Source organism: Cedecea sp., from assembly GCF_036500665.1.
Lineage (GTDB): Bacteria > Pseudomonadota > Gammaproteobacteria > Enterobacterales > Enterobacteriaceae > Cedecea.
This window is the reverse complement of sequence record NZ_DASYBS010000035.1, coordinates 67219-89771: the sequence shown is the minus strand read 5'-3', so window position 1 is coordinate 89771 and position 22553 is coordinate 67219. Positions and strand designations below refer to the sequence as shown.

At 51.2% G+C, this 22553-nt stretch carries 19 protein-coding genes; 5 read left to right on the top strand and 14 right to left on the bottom strand.

What is annotated here, in order from left to right; all coding sequences use genetic code 11:
* Nucleotides 1-3: 3 nt before the first annotated feature.
* The 12 genes from VGM55_RS06085 to VGM55_RS06030 form a co-directional block, all read right to left on the bottom strand.
* Nucleotides 4-780 carry a response regulator gene (locus tag VGM55_RS06085; protein WP_331634955.1) on the bottom strand — a complete coding sequence of 259 codons (777 nt, stop codon included), beginning with the start codon at nt 778-780 and terminating at the stop codon, nt 4-6.
* Nucleotides 699-3638, bottom strand: coding sequence for a transporter substrate-binding domain-containing protein (locus VGM55_RS06080; protein WP_331634954.1), 2940 nt, complete (start codon nt 3636-3638; stop codon nt 699-701). Before VGM55_RS06080 ends, VGM55_RS06085 begins: the two co-directional genes overlap by 82 nt.
* Entirely contained in the window at nt 3631-4263 is a 633-nt protein-coding gene (locus VGM55_RS06075; RefSeq protein WP_331634953.1) for a response regulator, read from the bottom strand. Before VGM55_RS06075 ends, VGM55_RS06080 begins: the two co-directional genes overlap by 8 nt.
* 1735 nt (nt 4264-5998) lie before the next feature.
* Complete coding sequence (locus VGM55_RS06070; protein ID WP_331634951.1) at nt 5999-6961, bottom strand: reverse transcriptase domain-containing protein; 963 nt, start codon at nt 6959-6961, stop codon at nt 5999-6001.
* A 7-nt stretch (nt 6962-6968) separates the two neighbouring features.
* Complete coding sequence (locus tag VGM55_RS06065; RefSeq protein WP_331634949.1) at nt 6969-7478, bottom strand: fimbrial protein; 510 nt, start codon at nt 7476-7478, stop codon at nt 6969-6971.
* A 9-nt stretch (nt 7479-7487) separates the two neighbouring features.
* Nucleotides 7488-7973 carry a fimbrial protein gene (locus VGM55_RS06060; RefSeq protein WP_331634948.1) on the bottom strand — a complete coding sequence of 162 codons (486 nt, stop codon included), beginning with the start codon at nt 7971-7973 and terminating at the stop codon, nt 7488-7490.
* Nucleotides 7970-8446 (bottom strand): fimbrial protein, encoded by a 477-nt coding sequence (locus VGM55_RS06055; RefSeq protein ID WP_331634947.1) that lies wholly within the window; start codon nt 8444-8446, stop codon nt 7970-7972. Before VGM55_RS06055 ends, VGM55_RS06060 begins: the two co-directional genes overlap by 4 nt.
* A gap of 9 nt (nt 8447-8455) precedes the next feature.
* The gene (locus VGM55_RS06050; protein WP_331634945.1) at nt 8456-9046 is read right to left on the bottom strand and encodes a fimbrial protein; all 591 of its coding nucleotides are present in this window, start codon (nt 9044-9046) and stop codon (nt 8456-8458) included.
* Nucleotides 9043-9777, bottom strand: coding sequence for a fimbria/pilus periplasmic chaperone (locus tag VGM55_RS06045; RefSeq protein ID WP_331634944.1), 735 nt, complete (start codon nt 9775-9777; stop codon nt 9043-9045). Before VGM55_RS06045 ends, VGM55_RS06050 begins: the two co-directional genes overlap by 4 nt.
* 14 nt (nt 9778-9791) lie before the next feature.
* Nucleotides 9792-12302 (bottom strand): fimbria/pilus outer membrane usher protein, encoded by a 2511-nt coding sequence (locus tag VGM55_RS06040; protein WP_331634943.1) that lies wholly within the window; start codon nt 12300-12302, stop codon nt 9792-9794.
* Nucleotides 12303-12318: 16 nt separating this feature from the next.
* Nucleotides 12319-12852 (bottom strand): hypothetical protein, encoded by a 534-nt coding sequence (locus tag VGM55_RS06035; protein WP_331634942.1) that lies wholly within the window; start codon nt 12850-12852, stop codon nt 12319-12321.
* A gap of 71 nt (nt 12853-12923) precedes the next feature.
* Nucleotides 12924-13430 (bottom strand): fimbrial protein, encoded by a 507-nt coding sequence (locus VGM55_RS06030; protein WP_331634941.1) that lies wholly within the window; start codon nt 13428-13430, stop codon nt 12924-12926.
* Nucleotides 13431-14079: 649 nt separating this feature from the next.
* On the opposite strand from VGM55_RS06030, the gene VGM55_RS06025 reads away from it, so the two are divergent.
* Together VGM55_RS06025 and VGM55_RS06020 are read left to right on the top strand one after the other, a co-directional pair.
* Nucleotides 14080-14772 (top strand): response regulator transcription factor, encoded by a 693-nt coding sequence (locus tag VGM55_RS06025; protein WP_331634940.1) that lies wholly within the window; start codon nt 14080-14082, stop codon nt 14770-14772.
* 46 nt (nt 14773-14818) lie between these two features.
* Nucleotides 14819-17215 (top strand): ATP-binding protein, encoded by a 2397-nt coding sequence (locus tag VGM55_RS06020; RefSeq protein ID WP_331634939.1) that lies wholly within the window; start codon nt 14819-14821, stop codon nt 17213-17215.
* Here the strand turns inward: VGM55_RS06020 and VGM55_RS06015 are convergent.
* Nucleotides 17212-18159 (bottom strand): helix-turn-helix transcriptional regulator, encoded by a 948-nt coding sequence (locus VGM55_RS06015; protein ID WP_331634938.1) that lies wholly within the window; start codon nt 18157-18159, stop codon nt 17212-17214. The genes VGM55_RS06020 and VGM55_RS06015 overlap by 4 nt on opposite strands.
* A 644-nt stretch (nt 18160-18803) precedes the next feature.
* Here VGM55_RS06015 and VGM55_RS06010 point away from each other — a divergent pair.
* The 3 genes from VGM55_RS06010 to VGM55_RS06000 all read left to right on the top strand — a co-directional run bounded on the left by VGM55_RS06010 (nt 18804) and on the right by VGM55_RS06000 (nt 20568).
* A complete protein-coding gene (locus VGM55_RS06010; protein ID WP_331635001.1) occupies nt 18804-19514 on the top strand; it encodes a tyrosine-type recombinase/integrase in 711 nt (236 codons plus the stop codon).
* 476 nt (nt 19515-19990) lie between these two features.
* A complete protein-coding gene (locus VGM55_RS06005; protein ID WP_331634936.1) occupies nt 19991-20218 on the top strand; it encodes a type II toxin-antitoxin system Phd/YefM family antitoxin in 228 nt (75 codons plus the stop codon).
* Nucleotides 20218-20568 carry a type II toxin-antitoxin system RelE/ParE family toxin gene (locus VGM55_RS06000; protein WP_331634935.1) on the top strand — a complete coding sequence of 117 codons (351 nt, stop codon included), beginning with the start codon at nt 20218-20220 and terminating at the stop codon, nt 20566-20568. Before VGM55_RS06005 ends, VGM55_RS06000 begins: the two co-directional genes overlap by 1 nt.
* Before the next feature lie 225 nt (nt 20569-20793).
* On the opposite strand, the gene VGM55_RS05995 is transcribed toward VGM55_RS06000, so the two are convergent.
* On the bottom strand, nt 20794-21783 hold the full coding sequence (locus tag VGM55_RS05995; RefSeq protein WP_331634934.1) for a replication initiation protein: 990 nt from the start codon (nt 21781-21783) through the stop codon (nt 20794-20796).
* Between the last annotated feature and the right edge of the window lie 770 nt (nt 21784-22553).

Here is a 22553-nt window from a genome sequence, read left to right as displayed (position 1 = left end):
CTATTACGCGCCCCCTGAGTTTGCCGTCAGCCAATTGTCGATAGCCTGATTCAGTTGCGCTACGCTCAGCATAGCCTCTTGCCAACACAAATCGATTTCCACTCGATCGGCCTGCGGCGCCCGGCACAACGTTTCCAGCATGGCACAATGATTGGCGGCGCGTGTGGCGCCGATAATTTGTGCAGAGCCGGTGATGCGGTGAATGCATTTCGCCAGCTCGGGCCAATCTTCCTTACCCAGAAATTCCAGCGCCCGCCATAGATCTTGCCGGTTGCTGCCAAGCGTAGTGTCGAGCAGTTCTCGCACCATACCCATATCACGGTGGGCCAGAGTAAATAAGCCTTCGTAGTTGATTAAGGTTTCAAGCGTCATAGTCTCTTCCTCTGTCGGCGGTGATTGAAGATCGCGGGCGGCGGCGGCCAACAGCGTCTGCAACTGCGGTAACTGCAATGGTTTGAACAGACAGTCATCCATACCGGCTTCCCTGCAACGTTCACGCGCCTCTGGACAGGCATTGGCGGTGAGGCCGATAACTACCGTTGGCTGCGACTGATACTCACGGATCAGACGAGTCAATTCCTTACCATCCATGCCAGGCATGCTGCAGTCGGTGATCACCAGCTGGTATTCCTCGCGCTGCCACAACGCCCAGCCCTCTTCCCCATCGTGAGCGGTGGTAACCCGGTGCCCAAGATGAACTAACTGGCGCTTGAGCAGCAACCGATTGGTCGGATGATCGTCAACGGCCAATATATGCAGTGCAACCTGAGGTTCGACCACCGGAGATTCAATTGCCTGCAGAGGTTGTGGGCTTTCCAGGCGTTGTTCGACATGGATGACAAAGGTGACTTTAGTGCCCTGACCAAGCCGGCTGTAGAGGGATATTTCCCCCCCATCATACGCACCAGTTGGGCGCAGATCCCCAGCCCCAGGCCAGAACCACTCTGCGCATCAGTATTTTTGGCCTGCACCCAGGGATCGAAAATGTCCCGCTGATCCTCATCGGCGATTCCACGCCCGCTGTCTTGTACGCTTATGGTCAACTGGACTCGATCATCGTGCAGCACCAACACAGGCGCAAAATCCAGGCTAATATCAACGCCGCCAACATCGGTGAACTTCACCGCATTGCCCACCAGGTTGGAGATCACCTGGCGAACGCGCTGCGGATCGATAAACACCTGGTGCGGTAGTACTGCGGGGAGAGAGCAACGCAACCGCAGACCTTTCTGACGCGCCATCCCTTCGAACACGCGGACTACCGGCTGCAGTAATTCCCCAGTGCGGACCCACTCGGGTGCAAGATCCAGACGGCCGGATTCAATGCGCGCCATATCCAGAATATCGCCGATCAAGCCCATCAGCGAACGGGCGGATTCCCAGGCAACACGAACCGGATCGTCCCGATCGTTCTCTTTACCGGAGGTTTTTACCGCCAGCTCCAGCAGGCCGATGATAGCGCTGACCGGTGTACGGATTTCATGACTCATGGTGGCCAGGAAAGTACTTTTCGCCCGATTGGCCTGTTCCGCCCGCTCGCGCGCCTCAGACAGCGCGCGCGTCAGAGCCTCGTGTTCGGTTATGTCCATCCAGGTGCAAATCGCCCCTTCAGACTGCCCCTTGGCGTCAGCATAGATCACTGTATGGTGAATAATGGTACGAGCCGTTTCGCCGTTATCAAGGGTAAAAATACGGGTAGTGCTTTTTTGGTCACTTTCACCGGCAAGCAGCAGCATCACCTCTTTCCAAACGCCGTACAATGGGCTGCACGGATGACTCAGCGACTTGGCGTTATTGTCGGGCACCGCGATGAAAAAATCGCACCAAGCGCGATTGCGTAATAAAATTCCACCCCGGCGGTCAATAACGTAAACGGGTATCGCAACGCTGTTGATCAGGGTTTCGTTGAATTGCAGCTGCGACTGCAATCTGGCCTGTGCTAGCCGCCGGGCAAGCACTTCGCGCCGCAAGCAACAACACCACAGCAGCGAGGTAAGCACTATGATCGCCGCACCGCCAGCCACCAACCAGAATTGAGTCCGATATGACGCCCAGGTATTGAGCTGCACGTCGGGCCGACTTTGCCATTTACCGGTAATGCCGGCAATAGCCGTAGGGGGAAGACCTTCCAGCGATTTATTGAGAATACCCAATAGCTCTGTCTGGTCTCGCCCTACCGCGAAGTGGATACCTGCCATCTCCTTGCCGACGCGCCCAGCGACTTTCAACCGACCTTTAAAATAGTGATTAAGCATGTAGCCGGCGCCGAACAAGTTATGCACCATAGCGTCAGCCTTACCTTCATTCACCCATTGCATCGCCAAACTTGCATTAGGTGCCCGGACTATCTCGATGCCCGGAAACTGCGATTTCAGTTCCTCGTGCAACCTGTTGCCTTCGACCAGCGCCACCCGTTCACCCGCTTTCAGCAATAGAGGGGTCTCCCTTTCGGCGTTCACCACCAACACAAACGGTGACCTGAAATAGGGCTGGGAGAACAGGAGATTTTGGCTACGATCGTCGCTTTCACTTATGGCGCCAATAAAGCCCGTTTCGTGGCGCTGCACTTGCTGTTGCATCGCCTGCACCGAATCGGCCGACACGGTCTGAAAGCTCAGGCCGGTGCGCAAACGGATCAGCCGCAGCACATCCGCGGAGACACCGTAAAAGCTGCCATCGGCATCGATCATGGTGAAAGGCGCATACAATGGGTTGATCGAGACCTTTACGCTCGGGTTGGCCGCCAGCCATTTCGTTTCACGATTGTTGAGGGTTATTTTTTGCCTCACGCGCCACAGATCTGCCCTTGCACCCCATGGTTGCAGAATAGTCTGATGCTGGAGATCCGAGATTGCCGCCAGGGCGCGATTAACCACGTTCAACAACACGGGTTGATCGGCGCGCAAGATTAATCGGCCACCAGTGTCAACCTCCGGTAACTCATCACCCACTTCGAGGTACTGGCTGTAGGTGTGCTCGATAAGGTAGTTGGCTGCGATCAGGCTACCGAGGTATAAATCGTTTTCGCCGAACGCTACCGAAGCCAATGCGGCGTCATCGGAGTCATACCGCATAATACGCGCATTGGGGAATTGAGCCTCCAGCCAGGTATTGTCCATATACCAGCGAGCTACCGCTAAGCGCACACCAGTTGGGGAAGCCGGAGGTACGGCCCCGGAGTGCCTGGCCTGTACAACAACAGGGTAGTCGCCAAGCACACGAAGAGATACGGCCAAGGAGCTTTCAGACGGTGTACTTGAAGGATCCCATACCATGTCCACCGTGTGATGCTTTAGCGCCATTACCGCACTAGAACGGTCGGAGTACTCCAGGACCCGCACCCGAACCCCCAAGGATTGGGAGAGTAACTTAATGTAGTCGGCAACAATGCCCTGATAGCCATTATCTCCGTCAAACATCATCAACGGTGGGATCGAAGGGCGCCACACCGCCACGCTGATTGAACGTTTTTCTCCCAGCCAACGCCAATCCTCATCAGACAGCATCAGCCGCGCGGGGTTGTCGTTATGTTGGCTGTGGATGTGCAGGGATACTGGGGAGCTATATACCTGCTCCGTAAGTGTACTCAAAGCCACTAAAAGCAGTATAGACCACAGCTTTAAGTGCGCCTTAGCCATCTAGGTTGTGCCGGCGTGCGAAGTCGATCAGTTCTAACGAACTGGTTATACCCAATTTGGTAAGAAGGCGGGCTTTATAAGTACTGACGGTCTTGGTGCTGACGTGCATCTGCGCGGCGATATCGATAATACGCACGCCGCGTGCCAACTGTTGAAGCACCTGCAGTTCACGATTGGATAAATCCCTGATCGCGTCACTTTCCCCTGTTGGCAGAAGAGCCGTAGCCCCGGACTGACGTTTTATCGGAAAATAACCGTAGCCGCGCGAGATGGCGCGCATAGCATCGCCCAGCTCCTCCAGATTATTGCGCTTGCTAACGAAACCATCAGCGCCAACACACATACAGCGGCTTAGAAAATGTGAGTCATCCCGCCCGGTCAGGACAAGGATCCCCCCCTCGTAGCCTCCGTAGCGTAGCTTTTCGATCAGTTCCAGACCGCTGAGTGATGGAATATCAAGGTCGACTATCACCATATCCGGCGGCGGTGTCATAGCGCGAATTTGGCCCAGCGCCTGCAGTCCATCATCACATTCCCCGCAGATCTTATGCCCGTTTTGGGTCAGCAGCATGTTTACCGCGATTCGGGCAACGGGGTGGTCATCTATTATATAGGCAGATAGCATGTGTCGTTTCGCTCCCAGTATTCCAGTGTGGATTCAGTTGATGGTAGTACCACCGGTTGGTCATGCTACGGAAGGGTCAGTTATGACTATCCATTTTTTCCCTCGGCGATTTTTTGTGGCAATTATTACGGTTGCGCGAGTTCATTAAATAGATCAGTTCCATCTCGGGTTAGGGTGAAATGTGGTCGACCGGGCCCCGAAAGTTGGTGAAACGTCCCACCCGCTACCTATCTCCATCACACCACCTCAACGACTATTACAGCGTGCCCCATCCCTTGCCCCCCCTTGAGGAACCCGCCAATGACTGTCGGGTCTCGATGTTTATCCTTGTTGTACCTGAGACACCCTTTATCGCATCAGCTTTCACTCCATCCAATTATCACGTCTAGGCTAGTTCAAGGATCGGATGTACTGTGTATGTCCCCCATCACATACATTAGCCCACTCGCGGAGCGATCACTCGCCCCCGAGTGTCGATTCCATAACCAACGAGGAACCTTTCATCCCGACCATAGCCTCTGGTCCGTGGGTACGAATAGTCCTGGTCTAATTAAATGTACATTGTGTTAGGAGTTGCATGGCGGTCGAAGTTAATTGCGAGATGGTATGCCGGGCCCCCCGTGGTCGACGTAAACCAAATACGTCATCCGTAGCCCCCCCCGTAATCCTTGGGCCAAGGTATCGCTCTGCCCCCGTACTCCCCGTCAATCGCTTCGCGACATAGCATAATACTGCTCTACCCGAGAAACAATTTTACAGTACGAGAGCCACTAGTGACGTAATAGTGGGGTTTTAGTTGCATCCCACAGGATGGTTCAGGCGCCTTGGACCGCAGTCCTCCTAACCCCCCCCCGCTGGGGTTCGCCACGTACGGTTATTCCAATTTGTCGAAGGGGTCGTTGTTTGTTTGACAAACTTCACTGGAATTCCATAACAATGATACCTTGTGCCGTGTATTCGCCCAGTCCACCCGTGTTCGTTTCCCATACGACTGTAGTTGTAATTGGTACGTTGTCCGGTATGTCATACCTATATTGCTTGCCCCCTAGTTCGCCATCGATCTGTACCTCGACATACACACCCGGTATATTTGTACTTAGGCGTCCCCCCCCCAGCACGCTGACTTTCATTACAGGCTTATTTGTGCAAGTAACCCCTAGTAGTTTTGTCAGGGACGGCGTGCGCCCGGTTGGTACTTGAACCAGTATTGGAGCGTGTAAAAAGTCAAGAGACACCCCCTGCCAATTGCAGACGGTGGGATGTTCCGGAAGGGTTATAGTCACGGTTTCCGATGCTTGGTCGATGCCACATGCTCCAAATGGCCCTTGCAGGGAGCATATTTTAAGAGTCGTAGTCTCCGTGCGAGGCACTGAGAGAGGCCCCTGAACCGCTAAGTAGCGGTTTAGCAGGTTACGCCTAACGTAGTCTTGTATTGTTATGATGCCGGCTTGGCAGCGTATTTCGTTAGCTATCAGGCGTAAGAACCGATATCCCCCTGTAACTGAGCCGTCATTTTGTACTATGAGGCCGTTCAGTGTACCATTCCCGGCCTGGCAATAGGAGCTTACTGGCAGGTCCGGCAGCGATATAATGTCAACAGACACGTCCACGACGAGGTCAGTGCGCGATGGGTAGTTGGCATTGATCTCTATTACGTTAAGTTGGAAACCCGACGCGGTCGAAGACGTAGAGACGAGTAGTAGAATTAATGAGAGTATTAATTTGTTCATTCTGGTCAGACCTCTATTCTTGGCCAGTCACTCAGCAGACGTGAGCTCCCGAGCCCCCATGTTTTCCAGCGAGTCTGATAGGCCCGCACGCGCTCATTAGCGGCCGAATCACTCAGCCCCCGACGGCGCGCCTGCTCATAAAGCCGCAAGCAACGTTCACGATGGTTGTTCAGCGCTCTTGGCGTTATGGTTGTTCCTTCCGGACTAAACCACAGTCCGAGCCAGTCGAAACCTTTTTCCAACCGCCAGAGTTGCGTCTTATCCGGATGCAGCTCAAAACCGCCTGGCTGCAAAAAACCGTGCAGTTGACGGATCGTGCGGCGACGTGGCGCCAGCAATAAAAAATCGTCCATATAGCGGACATCAAATACCTCTTTATTAGGGGCAAAATGCGCATCGACGTGGTGCAGCAGGCTCGCGCCAAGCAGCGGACTGAGTGCGCAACCGCGGCTGATGCCATGCTGCGGGGTATAAAACTCCCCGCCATCTTCCACGCTGTAATCAATAAACTGCAGTATCAACCTGCATAACACCGGATCCGCTACCCAGTTACGCACCAGCATCGCCAGTTGATCTTTGCGAATATGCCGGTAGTAGCCACGAATATCGGTGCGGTACACATACCGGTAGTTTTGTTGCCGCAACGCGGCAGCTACCTGTTGTAGGCTATGTTTACAGCCATAGCCCTTAACGTGATGGCAGCGTTCGTGGGTGGGTAAATACGCGACCCACTTCAGCACCAGAGCATCCTGTACACTCCACATCGCCAGCGCTTCTCCCGCGCTGTTGGTTATCGCCTGCATCGGCGACAAGCGGTAACGCCCCTGCTCCACACATTGCCGTAATGCAGTACCGTCGCGCTGCCAATGGAAGCGCAGGTGCCAGACATCGGCATTGGCCGGCGCGTTTCGCCGCTGCCGACACAGCCAGCGATATGCTGCAAGCCATGCCCATTCACTTTCAGGCATGTTGGACTCAGGGATACAGCAGCTCAAAGGTGCCGCTGGCGCTGAATTGCCCCGGTGTAACCACCTGTGCACCCGGCTCGACCACCAGACGATGATGGAACAACAGGGTTGTCTCCGGGCTGAGCAACGCCGTAGTGCTGGTGTCCCCCAGCCGTAGCGGCATTCTGGCAGCGTCTTTCAACACCACCGCAAATCCGGTGGCATCGCTGCCAGGATCGAGCGCCAGGGCACCGGGGATCTGCGTGCTTTGATTGCCCATAAAGGTCACCAACACGTCGCGTGCCACCGCGGTATTACAATTCAGTAAGCGGATGTAAAAAGCCGTATCCGGGGTGCCGCCACTCAGGTATAAATTGCGGCTGCCGAGCTCGCCAAAATCAATTGAGATCACCTTGTCATCAGGATGCAAAGTGCAAGCATGGGCACGCAATGTTCCCTCAAATGTCATATTATCCGCCGCCAACGCACTCCCTGTCATCAGCAGCGTCCATAGCGGCAACGCAATCATGCTCTTCATCATTGCCCCTTAATAATACTCAGCCAACAGGTTAGCCGTGGCGGTAAACTGCCCCTCGGCCGGCTCGACTGCGGCATTGCGTACCGGTACCGCAGTCATCACCGGCAGGTTGTTACTGTCCGCCACCGGAATATCTATGCCAAACTCCACCCCTACGCCGCTCAGCGCCAACCGAATGCCCAGGTTCGGATCACTTGTTGCCAGCGCCTGGCTGTCCCAGATGTTAGTACTGCCCTCAAAGCGTAACCGAAGCGGCCATTGCTGGCCATCCTTGTCACAATTCACTGTATAGGGCACCGATTTACGGTAATTACTACCGTTGAGGCGGTTAATGTTGATGTCATCGCCAAAATCGACATGAATATCACCGCCGCCAACATTTTCCACCCGGCAAACCGGCGGCAGCAGTATGCCCTGCACGTTCACAACTTCGACACTTTGCACAGCAACAGGCAGCAGGGCGAGCGCTACGGCGAACCCCACTAACAATCTCATACCACGTCCACTTTCACCGTAGCTGTCGCGGTGAAGGCCCCTGCGTCATAATCTTCACCAGACTTTTTAACCAGCATCAGCGAAAGGTTGAGTGGGCCATCGGTATCCAATTGAATGGGAGTGGCCAGGTTTTGGTCGTTCCCGGCTCTTTTCAGTGACAGTTCTAGCCCTTTTGCACCGTTTACCGGGATGAGATTACCGTTACCCCCAGTGGCCTCTATCTGCACCATAACGCTCTGAATCGGGTTACGATCCTGACAGGTGAGAGTAATATCTATCGGTTGTACACTACGGCTATTTCCGCTATCAACATCGGTTGTCAACACGTCACCAAAAGCCACCGTCGGCGGTGTTGTTAATGAACAACTGGTCGGCGCATACAAGTGTCCGGTAACATTGACCACAACACTGGTGTTGGCTAACACAGTGAGAGGCAGCGTCAAAAGTGGCAAAACGATCAAGGCATTACGCATGTTAAACCCTTACTGATAATGTATTTGAAAATCCAAAGTCGCACCGTAACCCCCTGCATGCAATTGTGCTGCGGTCCGCTCCGGCGCTACTGTAAAACCCAGCTCATTGCTGCCTGGAGAAAGAAACAGTGGTTGACTGGCAATACCCGGCCGCAGCGTATGACCTGCTGCATCCCGCAGACGTAAGCCCATTCCCTGTACGCCATTGACCCGAAAGAGTTCGGGCGAATGGATATCTGCTGCACCGCCGAATACCAAAGTGGCTAGTGGTTGTTGCGAGCTCCAGGCCAGCGTGTTGTTTTGAGCATTCAATGCAAAACCGCCACTTCGAATGCAGCCTTGCAGCTGCAGATAAAACGGTGTGGGCTCTGCGCTATTTCCCGGCAGTAGCAGCTTGTCGCTGCCTACAACCGGCAATTCAACAATCTGCCATCGCGAGGTCATTTCCAGATGGCAGGCAGATTCTTGCATTGCCCCTTCCACCTGCAGCCAACCGAAAGCGGAGGCAGTCTCGTCACTTAGCTGCGCCGCTGTCACAAACGAAATGCCATAACATAGCCACAGCATCCCGGCACAGACCACGCGTGCCCCAGTCATCATTTCAGCTCTTTTGCCACGCACTGCTTCGCCTGGCAGGTAAACTGCAATTGTGGTCGACCGCCGTAATCATTGATGTAGGTTAACACCGGTGCGTTCCCCACTTGTGCTGCGCCAATTTTCAGCGTCTGCTCGCTTTTCGGTGCCAGCATTACCGGTTCAAATTTATCAATGTTGTGATCTTTGCTTTTACCAGCCCCAGCCAAAGTGATGTAGTACGGCGTCGGATTGACTGCCACATAACCGTCGCCCTGCTTCTTCAGCGTCAACTTCAACTGCGGTGCAGGCGCTTTACTATCAATGGCCAGACCCTGGGGGCGATAAAACAGCTTAATTCGGGTTTGCAGCGCCAGCTGCAAGGTGTTGGCTTTGTCGCTTTTCGGTGGCACTTCGCGCAGATTGAAATAAAACAGCGACTCGCGATCCTGAGGCAAGCTGGCAACTGCCGGCAGCGGTTGCACTTTTAACTGGCCGCGACTATCCGCCTCCAGACGCTGCAGCGGTGGTACAACCATCAACGGTGATTGGATCTTCTTTCCGTTAGCATCTTCAATCCAACCCTGTGCCAGATAAGGCAAGGTTTTACTTTCATTGCGAATATTCAGTGTGGTGGCGACCGCACCACCGTCGACGATAACGCGAGTGCGATCTAGTGCCACAGCTGCAGAGGCAGGTCCGGTGGCAATCAGCACCGCCAGTGCAGCGGGTAACAACATCAAATAATTCGTTTTCATAATTCGTTCCAACTTCAAGTATTTGTCGTTAGGCTATCGGGCCCCGGTTTGACACAAGGCAACAACAGCGAAGATTCAGGAATGCCAATGAGATCGTCTGGCAGTGAAATTTCGCACTGCGTCGCACCGTCCCATTGGACCCGCATTTTTTCGCCAGGCTTCATACCGCTGAGCCAGATGATACCGTCATCACCTACGATTCCAGCACTTTTACCCTTGGCGGTGTACACCGTGGCACCAAATGGCGGTAGGGAGCCATCCTGCAGGCGAATGTTAGCTAACCCCTTGCGTCCAGCGACCACCCCCATTTGACGGTAACCTATCGCGCCTTCCGTCAAGGTGAGTTGTGTGACAGAGTCGGTCGCTTCCATCTCTTCGCCTAGCTTACCGAGCGCAACATTGGCGTGGGTACGCGTATAACTGCTCACACCAGTCATCACCGCCAACCCGCGGCTATTTGTTTTGCCCGAGCGTCCAGCCCCCTGCAATGGCACACCAGCCACGCCCTCCGTACCCACTACCAGACGGGCACCGCCGTTACTTCCGCCGCCGTGCAGGACCGCGCCGTGCGCCGTCACTGTCAGTCCGCCGTTTAGGCCAAGGCCAGCTGTGCTGCGTGCAGCTGTACTATGGGTGGCGCTGAGGCTGACATCACCCTTATCGCCCTGGTGACTCCAGAAACCACTCAGTTCCGTATCATGCTGTCCAAAGGTCGAACGCAAATTGTAGTTATCGTTGTCCTCGTTACGCCCAGAATAGCCCAGTGATTGGTTAGCGTAATTGCGGTTTTTGCTGCCGCTGTAATTCAGGTAGCCTCTGTCGCCCCAGGGAACACTCAGTGTCAGCGAAACGCCGCTGTCACCTTGCCCATAATAAAGCTGTCGGTAGGCGCGTACAGAAGCACTTATGTTTTTCATTCCGGCAGCAGAGAAGTAAGTATTGAACGACAGCTCATAACGATCTGACGCCGGTCGGTTCCAGTAAGACTGGTGGGTATAAGTCAAATAGGCGCTGAGGCCGACATCCGTAAATTGCTTGTTCACGCTGATGTCGTAACGTTCTTTGCTGTTACCACCGTAATAACCATAACCCTTGCGTGCCGACAAGTACTCGCCCATCGAATAAAAATCCTCTTCCGAAAAGCGGTAGCCTGCGAAGGTTACCTGGCTGTTATACTCCTCGAATATTTTGGCGTAGCTAACGCGCCAAGATTTACCTTGCTTCGTATCCTGTTCGGTGATGCGGCTGCGCGCCACCGTTACGTCGGAAGATAATGCACCAAGACGATACAGGTCCCGTCCGACGCCGATAGACAATGCCTGATATCCGTCACTGCCAATGCCACCGCCGTATAATGACCAACCATTGGTAATGCCCCAAGAGGCCTCAGCTGCACTGAACATCGGTCCTTCCACGGCATGCTGCCAATCAGTCGGGCGACCGCCAGCAAATTTGTAGCGTACTGCGCCCGGTCGTGTCAGATATGGCAACGAAGCGGTAGACACCTGATAACGGTTGACCCGACCATCTTGCTCACGGATCTCGACATCCAGAGAACCACTTACCGATGAGTCCAGATCCTGAATACTGAAAGGTCCTGGGGCCACTTGCGTCTGGTATAGCACGCGTCCTTGCTGGCTGACGATAACCGTGGCATTGGATTCGGCGACACCATTCACCTCCGGCGCATAACCGCGCAGCCCCGGCGGTAACATCGAAACGTCCGACGCCAGGCTCGCGCCAGTAAAACGGAAACTGTCAAAAATGTCCGAAGTAAGGTAATCCTCCCCCAGAGTCAGTTTAGCCCGCCAGTCCGGCAACGCACGGTACATATAGTAACGACTCCATTTCAATCCTTTGGACTGGTGGTTACGTTCTGCCAGCATATCCTGTAACTGCCAGTCAGCACGTAGGCGCCAGGCCCCCAAGTTCCCCCCCAACGTACCGTTGCCAGTCAGGGAATGACTTTCCCCTCGTTCACGCTCTCGGGTTGTACTCGCGTTAAAACTGTAATCAAACAACATTCCAGTAACACCATTATCCCAGCGAGCTGGCGGATCCCAGTTGGTGCTGGTGTACTCCAGATAAATCTGCGGCACGGTGATGTTCAACGTGGAGCTGCCCAAATCAGTGTTCGCTGCCATACCTGGTAACGACGCAAACTGCAGACCACCATCCGGCTCCCAGGTCAGCGCTTTTTGATAGGCAGGTTTCAAACCAAACTGTGCCACAATGCCTTGAGTCAACAGTGGCTGCGGCAGCTCAAGCTCATTTTCAGTTAACCGATAACGAACACTGTGCTCCGCGAGGCGCTGGCCGTTAACATTGACATCCAGCAAATAATCGCCCGGCATGATGTAACCTGCACGTGAAAATTGGCTTAAATCCATATTTTCCCGATCCTGAACATCCATCACATCGGTATTAAACTCAATGTTCCCGGCAATAACAAAAGAAGAGAAAGTAAAGCAACATAATAACAATACAAACTGCCAAAACTCTCTTAAACATTTCTGGATATTCATTATTAACGACTCATATTCAGTAATAATCCAGCTTGTACTTAAGCAAGGCAAAGTGACTGCCAGCGCGTAAAAAATCTGCATTACCGACCAGGCGTAATTTATAGTTAAGCGTTATTTCACCCAGGGTAATAGGATGCGGTGCCATCGGCACTCCAGGGACGGCAACATGTCCTCTTTCATCCTGTATTTCTAACGCGAGGCCTCGACTGTCTCCTTGCAATGTAAAATGCTTACCGTCATCCTGGCCTTCGAAGGTGACGAAAAAACCTGATAAGTCATCTCCATTATCATTTTTTGGCGCACAGTTAATGAGGCTGATACTGAAAGGGTGCAAAATGCTGCCGCCATTGCGAATCATCCCATCGGTAGAAAGCGCACTGAGCCCAAGATATTGTTCATAATTGTCTGGGTGCAGGGTACAAGCCGAAGCAAACACCTGCCCACCAATACTGACCTTTCCAACCTGCAACTGCGTCGAACTAGCAAGAGTGGGAAAAATTGTGACGATAATCGCCAATAAATAACCTGCAATAAGAGAAGTCGTTCGCATATCATTTCTTTTTACAGGGGGCGGCATTGCGCCGCCCATTTTAATTAAAACTTCATGAAAACATAATTTAATTATGAATACTTAATCACGAAGTTCGCGATACTGTTAAAATCACCGGTAGACACTGGTTTAGTATTGTCTGGGTCACCCATTACATAAGTATCGAAGTTAAAGATTGTGCTACCCTGATTCAAAGGCATGGAAATAGGGCTTCCAGATACCACAGGCTTGCCATTTTGCTCGATAACGATGCCGATATTATCGACACCCGTCACGCCGAAGGCGTCACCAAAATCAGCAGTATTACCGGTGAAGGTAACTTCAACAGTATTCTTAGTTGAGTTATCGCAGTTTTGCAGTTCGATCTTCAAAGGCTCGATATCAGACTTCCCACCCTGATTCAATCGCGATTGTGGGATCTGTTTAAAATCGATGCTCTGATCTAATTGACCATTATCAATGGTACATGCACTTTCCAGAACGGTCCCTTTGAACTGAACCTGACCGCTTTCAGCTTGTACTGCCCCTGCCATACCCAGAGAAACCGATGCTGCCAATAATACTTTTGTTAATTTCATTCCCAACTCCATGATTGTGAATCACCAATAATTAAAATCACCGCATATAAGCCAAAAGACTTATTATTGATTTTCAGCAATAGGATTTTCCATAAAGAAGATGAGCTAAACACACCGCTCGATTCCTATATCTATTACGGTTAATTGCTATTGCTCAAAGTTCGCTAACTGGTCTGATGTCTAAACAGACAATTGAATACTATCTAACACCTAAAAAAATTAATATCGGAATGAGCGAAGCCTACCCACTCCCTCCAGGGAGCCAATATGTAAGTCAGGGACTACAAAATCACTATCAAGTAAACGCCACAATCAGTAATATCAGGGTAGATTCTCGTCAGACCACGGTTGCAATAGTACCCATACCGATTTCTTTGAGACACAAGACCACTCTCAAAAATGAAGACGAGCCCCCTGATGGCTCCCATGAGTACCTGTTTCCTGATTCTTTCGGTGGTCAAAAGTACGCCGGCAGACCAGCCAAGTATGTTCCCCCTTTCACGGGGTATCGGATCCAACCAGAAAATAATGGTGATCTACTGCGCGGTTGGCACTACAAAGCGTCGGAAAACAGGTAAAATGTTACTATAGCCTTGGTACCTTGACAGGCTGTGCATACGGGGCATTACCCGTAAAAAGGATTAACGACATGACGCTCAGTAACGCTGGCCCACTGCGCATCTTGACCTTGGATGATCACGCTATTTTGCTCCGCGGCCTGAACGCCATCCTGCAACAGGAACCGGATTTCAAACTGGTCGGTAGCTACGACAATAGCCGTGACCTGATAGCGGAGCTAAAAGTAAAAACGGCCGACGTGTTGGTGATGGATTATTCGCTGTCGCCGGGCGACATGGACGGCCTTAATCTGTTGAAGGTTCTGAAACAGCGCTTTCCAGGTTTAACGGTGTTGGTTGTCTCAGCTCTGTATAACAGTGCCACAGTCGCTCTAGCGTTGCGCTACGGGGCAAAAGGTTTTATCGGTAAAAACCAGCCAGAGGCGGAACTGATACAAGCCATTCGGGTTGCGGCAAGCGGCAAAATTTATATAGAGCCGGAAATGGCGCTGCAACTGACGCAATTGCAATACAGTGGTCCGCTGATGGAGAAACGTGAGAGCCACACTAGCCAACAGGTTCAGCAAGTCGTAAGCCTCGCGGCTCTTTCGCCAAAAGAACAAGAGGTTATCCGCTGTTTTATGGCTGGAATGACCGTGACGGAGATCGCCGAGAAATTCTCGCGTAGTATAAAAACCATCAGCGGTCAGAAGCAAACCGCGATGCGCAAGCTAGGTCTGAAAGCCGACCATGAGTTGTTTATGATCCGCGATACCCTGCAGTAATCACCTGCGTTACGTAGAAAAACCATTACGATGTAAGGAAGCCAGAATGTCAGTAAAAAACGCCCTCGGTTATCTGTTCATTCTGTTATTCCCATGTTCCTTATTGGCAGCCCCAGTCCTCTCCCAGCAGGAGAAACTATGGATAAAGGAACACCCGGTAGTGCCCTACATCTTTATCGACGCCTGGCCGGTTGATTATCAGGTGAACGGCCGCCATGTGGGATTAATGCGCGATTACCTGGACGCTATCACCAAAGATACCGGTATTCGCTTTCAGCCGGTCTATCCGGACCGCAGTGGGCATTACGCCACCCCACCGATGATGATATCGGCAATTGCTGCTAATCTAGCCACTGCCAACACCCGCAAGGATTGGCTATTCACCAGCTTGCTGACCCGTAGCAGCACTATGGTGGTCACTCAGGCCAACCGACCCAATATTTTTAGCTTGACGCAGCTGGCAGGTAAACGCATCGCTATTCGCGATAACAGCTTTTACGAACATTGGTTGCGCAATAACGAGCTAAATATTCAGGTGGAAACCTACAGCGATATCCGCGAAGCACTGCTGAAAGTTGAACAAGGTAAGATTTACGCCGCGCTGGGTACCGAACTTTCTATGCGTCCCCTGCAACAACGTTTCTTCCCCGCCTCGCTGGGAATTGCCGGTGTATTGTCTGAGTCCACCGCCGATATCGCCATGGCGGTGCGTCGCGAAGACCCGGTGTTACTCTCTATTGTGAATAAATCCTTGCAGGCACTTACTGCACGGCAAACGGATTTGATCTATGCGCGCTGGATAGATGAGCTAGATTTAGGTTCTCCGCCGCTGCGTACCATTCTTTACTATTATCGTAATGAACTGCTGGCTTTTGGCGCGTTATTCATTGTCCTGATGATTGCATTGCGTTCGGCCATTCTGTCGCGCCGCCGGGCACAATGCAGTGAAATGGAAAAATCGCGCTTCCTGGCAGTAATGAGTCACGAGATCCGCACACCAATGAACAGCGTGATGGCATCGCTTGAGCTGCTGCAAACCAGTAAAGAAGCCAATGAGCGACATGAATACATTGAAATTGCACATGCCTCGGCGAGCCAACTGCTGGAGTTGCTCGACAACGTGCTCGATCACTCACGCCTAGAGTCCGATGGCATGACACTGTCGGCCGGCGTATTTGCGTTAGCACCGTTTATTGATAGCATCATGGCCACCCATCAGGCCCAGGCACAGCGTAAAACGCTCGCCTTAACCTGTAAGATGGCACCGGTTCTCCGGGAAATGTGGATCATCGCGGATGCACAGCGCCTGAGCCAGATCCTCAATAATCTGCTGTCGAACGCACTGAAGTTTACCGAACGCGGCAGTGTGACCCTGAGGCTGACCCGTCAGGAACACGACAATGAGCATATCATGCTGCAGATGGCGGTAACGGATACCGGTCCCGGTATACCTTTACAGGCACAAGCCGACCTATTCCAAGCCTGGAAACAGGTCAATCGAGCTACACTCGGCGGCCAAAGCGGCAGTGGGCTGGGACTGTATATCTGCCACGAGCTGGCCCAGTTGATGAACGGTGACCTGCAACTGAGCAGTCAACCCGGACAAGGCACTACGTTGACATTGCAGGTGCCGGTAACCCTCACGCAACCTTCCAGCGGCACCGTAGCGCCCGAGGAAGCCGTGCTACCCAGGTTCCGCGCTGGTACTGCCGTTTTGGTGGTGGAAGATCACCCGGTCAACCAAATACTGCTACGCGCTCAGTTGGAGAAAATGGGTTGCGAAATCACGCTGGCTCAAACCGGCCAGCAGGCGCTGACGCTGCTCGCCGAGGAAAACTACTTCGATATGGTACTACTGGACTGCAACCTGCCGGATATGGACGGTTATCAGGTCGCCAGAAAATTACGTGAGCTGGAAACACGCCAAGAACGGGAAGCAATGCCGGTGATTGCCATTTCGGCCCTGAGCGATGCCGCTCACCGCCAACGCTGCCATGACAGCGGCATGAGCGATGTATTGACCAAACCGGTAAACCTGGCGGCGTTATCGGCCATGCTACTGACCTGGTGTAGCGAAGCCGTCATACAGCAGCAAGCCGTCGCCACCGAGATAGAGGCACCTTCCCGGGACGAACTCAATGTGAGCCTGAAGGACGATTTACGTCAGCTACGCACGGCAATAGCTGCCGGCGACCGGCGTTATATGCGCCATTACACTCACCGTATTCGTGGAGTGGCACAGATGCACGGCTTGCAGGCATTGGCGCTGCAGGCAGCAGCATTTGAAGAGTCCTTGCTGAAACAAACTATCCAGTCACGAGAAATGGATTTGGCGATATTATCAGGGCTGGAGATAGCGCTTGCGGATAGCTTAGGCAAAATGCCGCAAATCCTCGCCCGGTGTGGCCAGGGATATACGGAGAAAAATCCAAAACATATTTAGTCGATATGCAGTTTAGAGGTATCTAATTTAAACTCCTCTTCCATCCCTAACTTCTTCATGATAGCAGGTAACACTTGGTGTATTGTTCGCATCCCTACCAAGAGTTCATTCATATAGACATCGGGATGGAGACGGGATTTATTGAACCCCAGGTTTTCTGCTTCAGCTTCAAGCCCTAATCCGTCATGAGAACCGTAAATCAGATTAAGCAGCTCTGCTTTTAATGGATAGCCTTTGCGATAAGCGACCTCTTTGACCACGGGAAGCCAGCGTTCATAATCCGAGATAATGCGGTACTTGAACTCATTAAATTTCGGCGCAAATTCGCTATCTATTTCAATTTTACTTGCGGCCAATGGCAATAAACATGAATAAATTTCAATTCCTATATCATATAACTCATCCTGATTTTCATAAATTAACTTAGAAATAAAGGCATCATAAAATCCATAGACATCATTAAGTGAATTATATATTTGGTAAATCAGCGAGAAATACGGATTTTCCTCCAGGGTATCCCAATCAACGTCCTCGTCCGGATCGTCGTAAGCAATATCCAGCTCGGAGGGGAAGACCTCGGGCAACGTCACCCCCATAGCATTGAGAGCTCTCATGGTTTGTATACATAACAGACCGTCAGAGTCAGTCAATGGCTCCGTATCGCAGCCTGTTTCTTCGTTTTCTTTCGCCATTTCAGCCAGATAATGGATGACTTCCTCCCATTTCATGGCATTTTCGATGGAGCCCATTAGCAGGACAAAATCAGGATCGAGATTCCCAATACTGGTGATTTCACGCATTTTTTTCTCCATGTCATCAGACATGTACTCGCCTTTTTTCCACTTGCTGATCTGCGCCGGTGATACACCGAGTTGTTCAGCCAGCTGCTTTTGGCTACAAGAGAGAACTTTGAGGGCGATTTCTACAAACGCGGTACTGTACATGCCACACTCCGAAATTAAGTAAATAAAACATTTGTATAGTAAATATCAATCTAGCAAATATTTACTTTATTTCAATTTATTTTTACTTAATTTTGTTGTGGTGGTTGTCTATCTGTGTGATTCGGCTTAACGCGAGGAAACCCGATTTGTACAAAAGTTATCCCCAGTTTCTGTGGATAAACCATATATGGTATACTGTCTCCGGTTTTTAACACTACATAAGGTGTTTGTATCCACCGCTGACGGCTTGACGGGTGTCAGCCGCCGCCGGTATTTTGATCCCTATCATTCGGTATTTTTACGTTATATTCCAGTTTTACCGATTTGCAGATCGGCGGCAGCCGATTTATTGCGAACGATCACCGTGGCGTTCTCAGGCACAATAGTGGCAGAGTTTTCTACCTGTTCCTGCCCTCCCCGGCGAAACTGAGTAAATTTCCATCATGTTGCGCTACGTGAAAAATATATTTTTCTCAGGGTCAAAGTACTGCAGATTTTACGTAGCGCAATCAGGAGAGATCGCTGACTCCCCCTCTTCCCGAGACTGACTTGATAAGGAAAGGTGGAAGAATTTTCTGATTGGGAATACCGACTTTACGAGGTGAATTGTGTCACTGATAGCTTATGAACCTGCCGCCACCGATATGGAAACGGTCTCCAGTCCCTACTTTGATTTTGCTCAGGCCGTGGCCATGCGGCGGATGGCATTGAACCTGTCGGAGCAACCAGCCTATTTGCTGGCGCCGGAGATCACCTTGTTGCTCGACAACATGACCGATCTGCGCCGGCGAATGCTGTTTGATTTTTTATGGAATACCGGCGCCCGCATCAATGAAGCCCTAGCCGTAACACCGAAAGACATAGTGCTCGATGCGGTGAAACCCTTTGTGGTACTTCGCACCTTAAAACAGCGTAACCATACGGCAGGCCGTCGCGGCCGCCCAGGTAAAGACACGCCGGTGAAACGCACCTTACCGCTACTTGACCCCGGTTTTGCGCGCCGACTGCGCGATCATTTGGCCACCTTTACCCGTTATGTGACTAAACCAGTATGGGAGATCACTGATGACACCGCCCGCAATTGGTTGAAGGAAGCCTTGGGTAGTGCACAACGAAGCGGCATGCACTTCTCCATCGAGAGCATCACACCGCATACGTTTCGGCACAGTTTTGCCATGCACTTGCTTTACAATCGGGTGCACCCGAAGATCCTGCAGTCGTTCATGGGACACCGGGACTACAAAAGCACCGAAATCTACACCCGGGTGTTTGCTCTGGACGTCGCCGGGCAGCTGGGCGTGCGATTTGAGATGACACCTGAGCAAGCGTTTAAATTGCTCAGTCCGAACAGATAATCTCTCCACGTATCACGATCGTGCCAACGGATCATCGTGGCGCACAATGCCATAAGGCCTGCAGGCAGTGACAAGATATACCCTTTAAAGTGACAGTGTCATGTTTAAGGAACAGGCTCAGTAGAATAACGATTCGCCACTGGACGCCAATCTCTGGTCGTCATCAGTAGTTTACTGGGCCTAATGTTGGCTGGCATGGGAAGCTGCTTTACTACAAGGCTGCTCAGGTGATTACCAGGTACTAAAACTGGATGATATCAAATAGCTCTCACCGCACACTCTCCTGACGGAGACATCCTTAGGGTGACACAGCAAAAAAACAAATCCACCCTAATTTTTGCCAATCCTCTCTGACATGAGCTCGTTATCTTGAGTCGATTTACCTATGGCGCACCGTTACACATTGATGACTTGTAACCCAACTGTATTCAGTCTATATTTAGACTCATCCGAATGATGTAGAAGAAGGAGATATCATGAAAACCGAGACAATCAGCTTCTTGAAACAGAATGCCGCCAAACTTGATTTGAGCGAGCCTCTGATCGTTACGCAAAACGGCCATCCTGCTTACGTCATCGAATCCTACGACGATCGTGTTCGTCGAGATGAAAGCATTGCGCTACTCAAACTGATGACGTTATCTGAAAAAGACATTGAGTTAGGCCGCACGTTTACACGTGAAGAACTCCTGGATACGCTTTAATGACCGTGTGTGACGTTACTTTTATTTATTCATCCACGGCAAAAATGACGATGCAAACCATCGCACATTTCCTACGATCTCGCCAGGTTGATCCCAAACCAGTGCTCGCGAATGTGCTGGATGAATTTGAAGAAAAAACGAGTCTCTTTCCTGAAGGAAGTCCCGTCTGTCAGGAACTCCTAGAATTAGGTTGTGCCAAATACCGGGAATGCAACACGGTAGACGGTTACCGTGTCCTGTACAGCACGCACTTGAATGAGAAAGACGGCGTTATTTATGTGCATGCTGTCTTATCCCAAAAACAGCATCTCGCCAGCCTGTTGTTCAATCGAATTCTGGAATGGCAGTAAGGCGTAGGTTTTGGTCTCCAAGACTAAAGGCTCCCACATACCTCGGCGCACTATTGAGACCTGCATGATCCTGTTATCAAGAAACCAGCCGCCAGTTCCAATGGGTCATATGACACGGCATAAAATGGAAGACTCGTGCCCCATTAATGGGTTACGCAATAAAATCAGTTTGATGCCTGATATTCATCGAGTAACATACCGTGCAGTCACTACCGAACATACTGATTACTGGTCTGTTTTTCGGCGTTGAGCCCGAAGTTTGATGGCATCCAGCGTTTCTCTTTCTTGGTCACGGTGCCCAACTTTCTTGTACCAGCCAGCCAGCTTTCTTAAGTCTGGCACGCTTACCTTCTCGTGAGGATCATAGGCCTCCAATTGCGCCATATATTGGGTCAGCAAAGCGATACATTTTCGTGCCCACTCTCCTTCAGCCGCAGATCCCGCCGTCACATGAGGGCGACGTGGAAGACGTGGACGCATCGGTTTCACCGCTTCCGGCACGGACTCATCGACATAGGTAAATTTGATCGCGTGTACGGAACGACCAATCTTCACCGGTTCCCAAATCACCGAGATATCGGTTGAGGCATTGATACGATCAAGAGAGGGTTGCAGCAGTTTTTGTCTGAAGTCCCGATAATCCTGGTATTTTCCCTGCAGGTTGGCCTTCTCTCGCATCCATTCGATCTCAAGGGTCACCTCAATGGTCCCATGACTCCGATACCGGGTCAGGTTACGCGCTTTGACTAACCAGCTGTAAAGACGGATCGAAAAAGGGGTATCCAGCCTGGCAAGGTTTATAAAGTCCAGTTTGGTAAAACTTTCTTTGAGCTCAAACAAATAAGGGGCAACGTCCTGGCCAAAGCGCAACACCACCGCACTGTGGTCATCATTACTGACATATTCAAGACGCGAAAACCAGGAAAGTTGAACAGTTCTGACTTTCCCATTTCGATCTTCTTTATAGATGGTTACCGGTTTTTTCATCAGGCTATCAGCAGCATCACGCAATTGCCGGTGGCTGCTGGTCGGATTGACACCATAAATCCGCTGGTAATCACGAGGGTAAAGCGTGTACAACATGTCTGGTTGTGGCTTTCTGCTATCAATTTGCGCAAGAGCTAGGTTCAGGAGGCGCATTTCGTCCAGTGTGACACCATAAGCGCCTTCCAGAAGATCGTTCCCCTGCACCACAGTCATTGTGTCGTGATTCATTCGCTTTATCCATAATGTGGAAACACATCCACATTATTCCACATGAATAAGGGGAGAGTAAATCGTAATCACCCCTTTATTCATGATATCCCTCACAACATGTTTACCGCCTTCAGGAAATTATTCCACCAGTTCTTCCCAATAGCCATGCCAGAATACACAGCGACATCACGCACTCACAGGAAAAATCTCCACCTTTATCGCACTCAGACAGGAAATATCTCCACCTATGAAATTACTTTGAAGAGTCGCCGCCTCCCTGCCCTCGTCAAAGGGTTGAAAAATAATCCTAAGAAGGACACTCTGTATACAGAAAAAGCTCGATAGAGATAAGTGTACATACATGAAATCATTCCACTCTTTTTCGCCCCTTTAACAGGAAATCGTTCCCCCTTACTGAAAGACGAACAGGTAATGTCTCCACTTTTGTATGCGGCATCAACCGGAAATTACGCCCCCTCCTCGTAGTGTCTATACAGAAAATCCATCCACACCGGCTAACCACGTACATAAAATTCCTCCACCTCTATTTATACCTCACACACTGTGCCAAGCAGCACTCAAGATAAACAACAGGAAATGTCTCCACGATTACTCACAGCCCATGACATGAAATCCTTCCACCTGTAGCTAACCTACAACAGGAAATATCTCCACCCACCCTGATATACCAACAGATAATGTCTCCACAATTGATAAAAAGCCATTGCGCAACAAAGAGAATACATAGCAGGAAAAAATTCCACCTTAGAGAGGTGGCCTAACTCTTT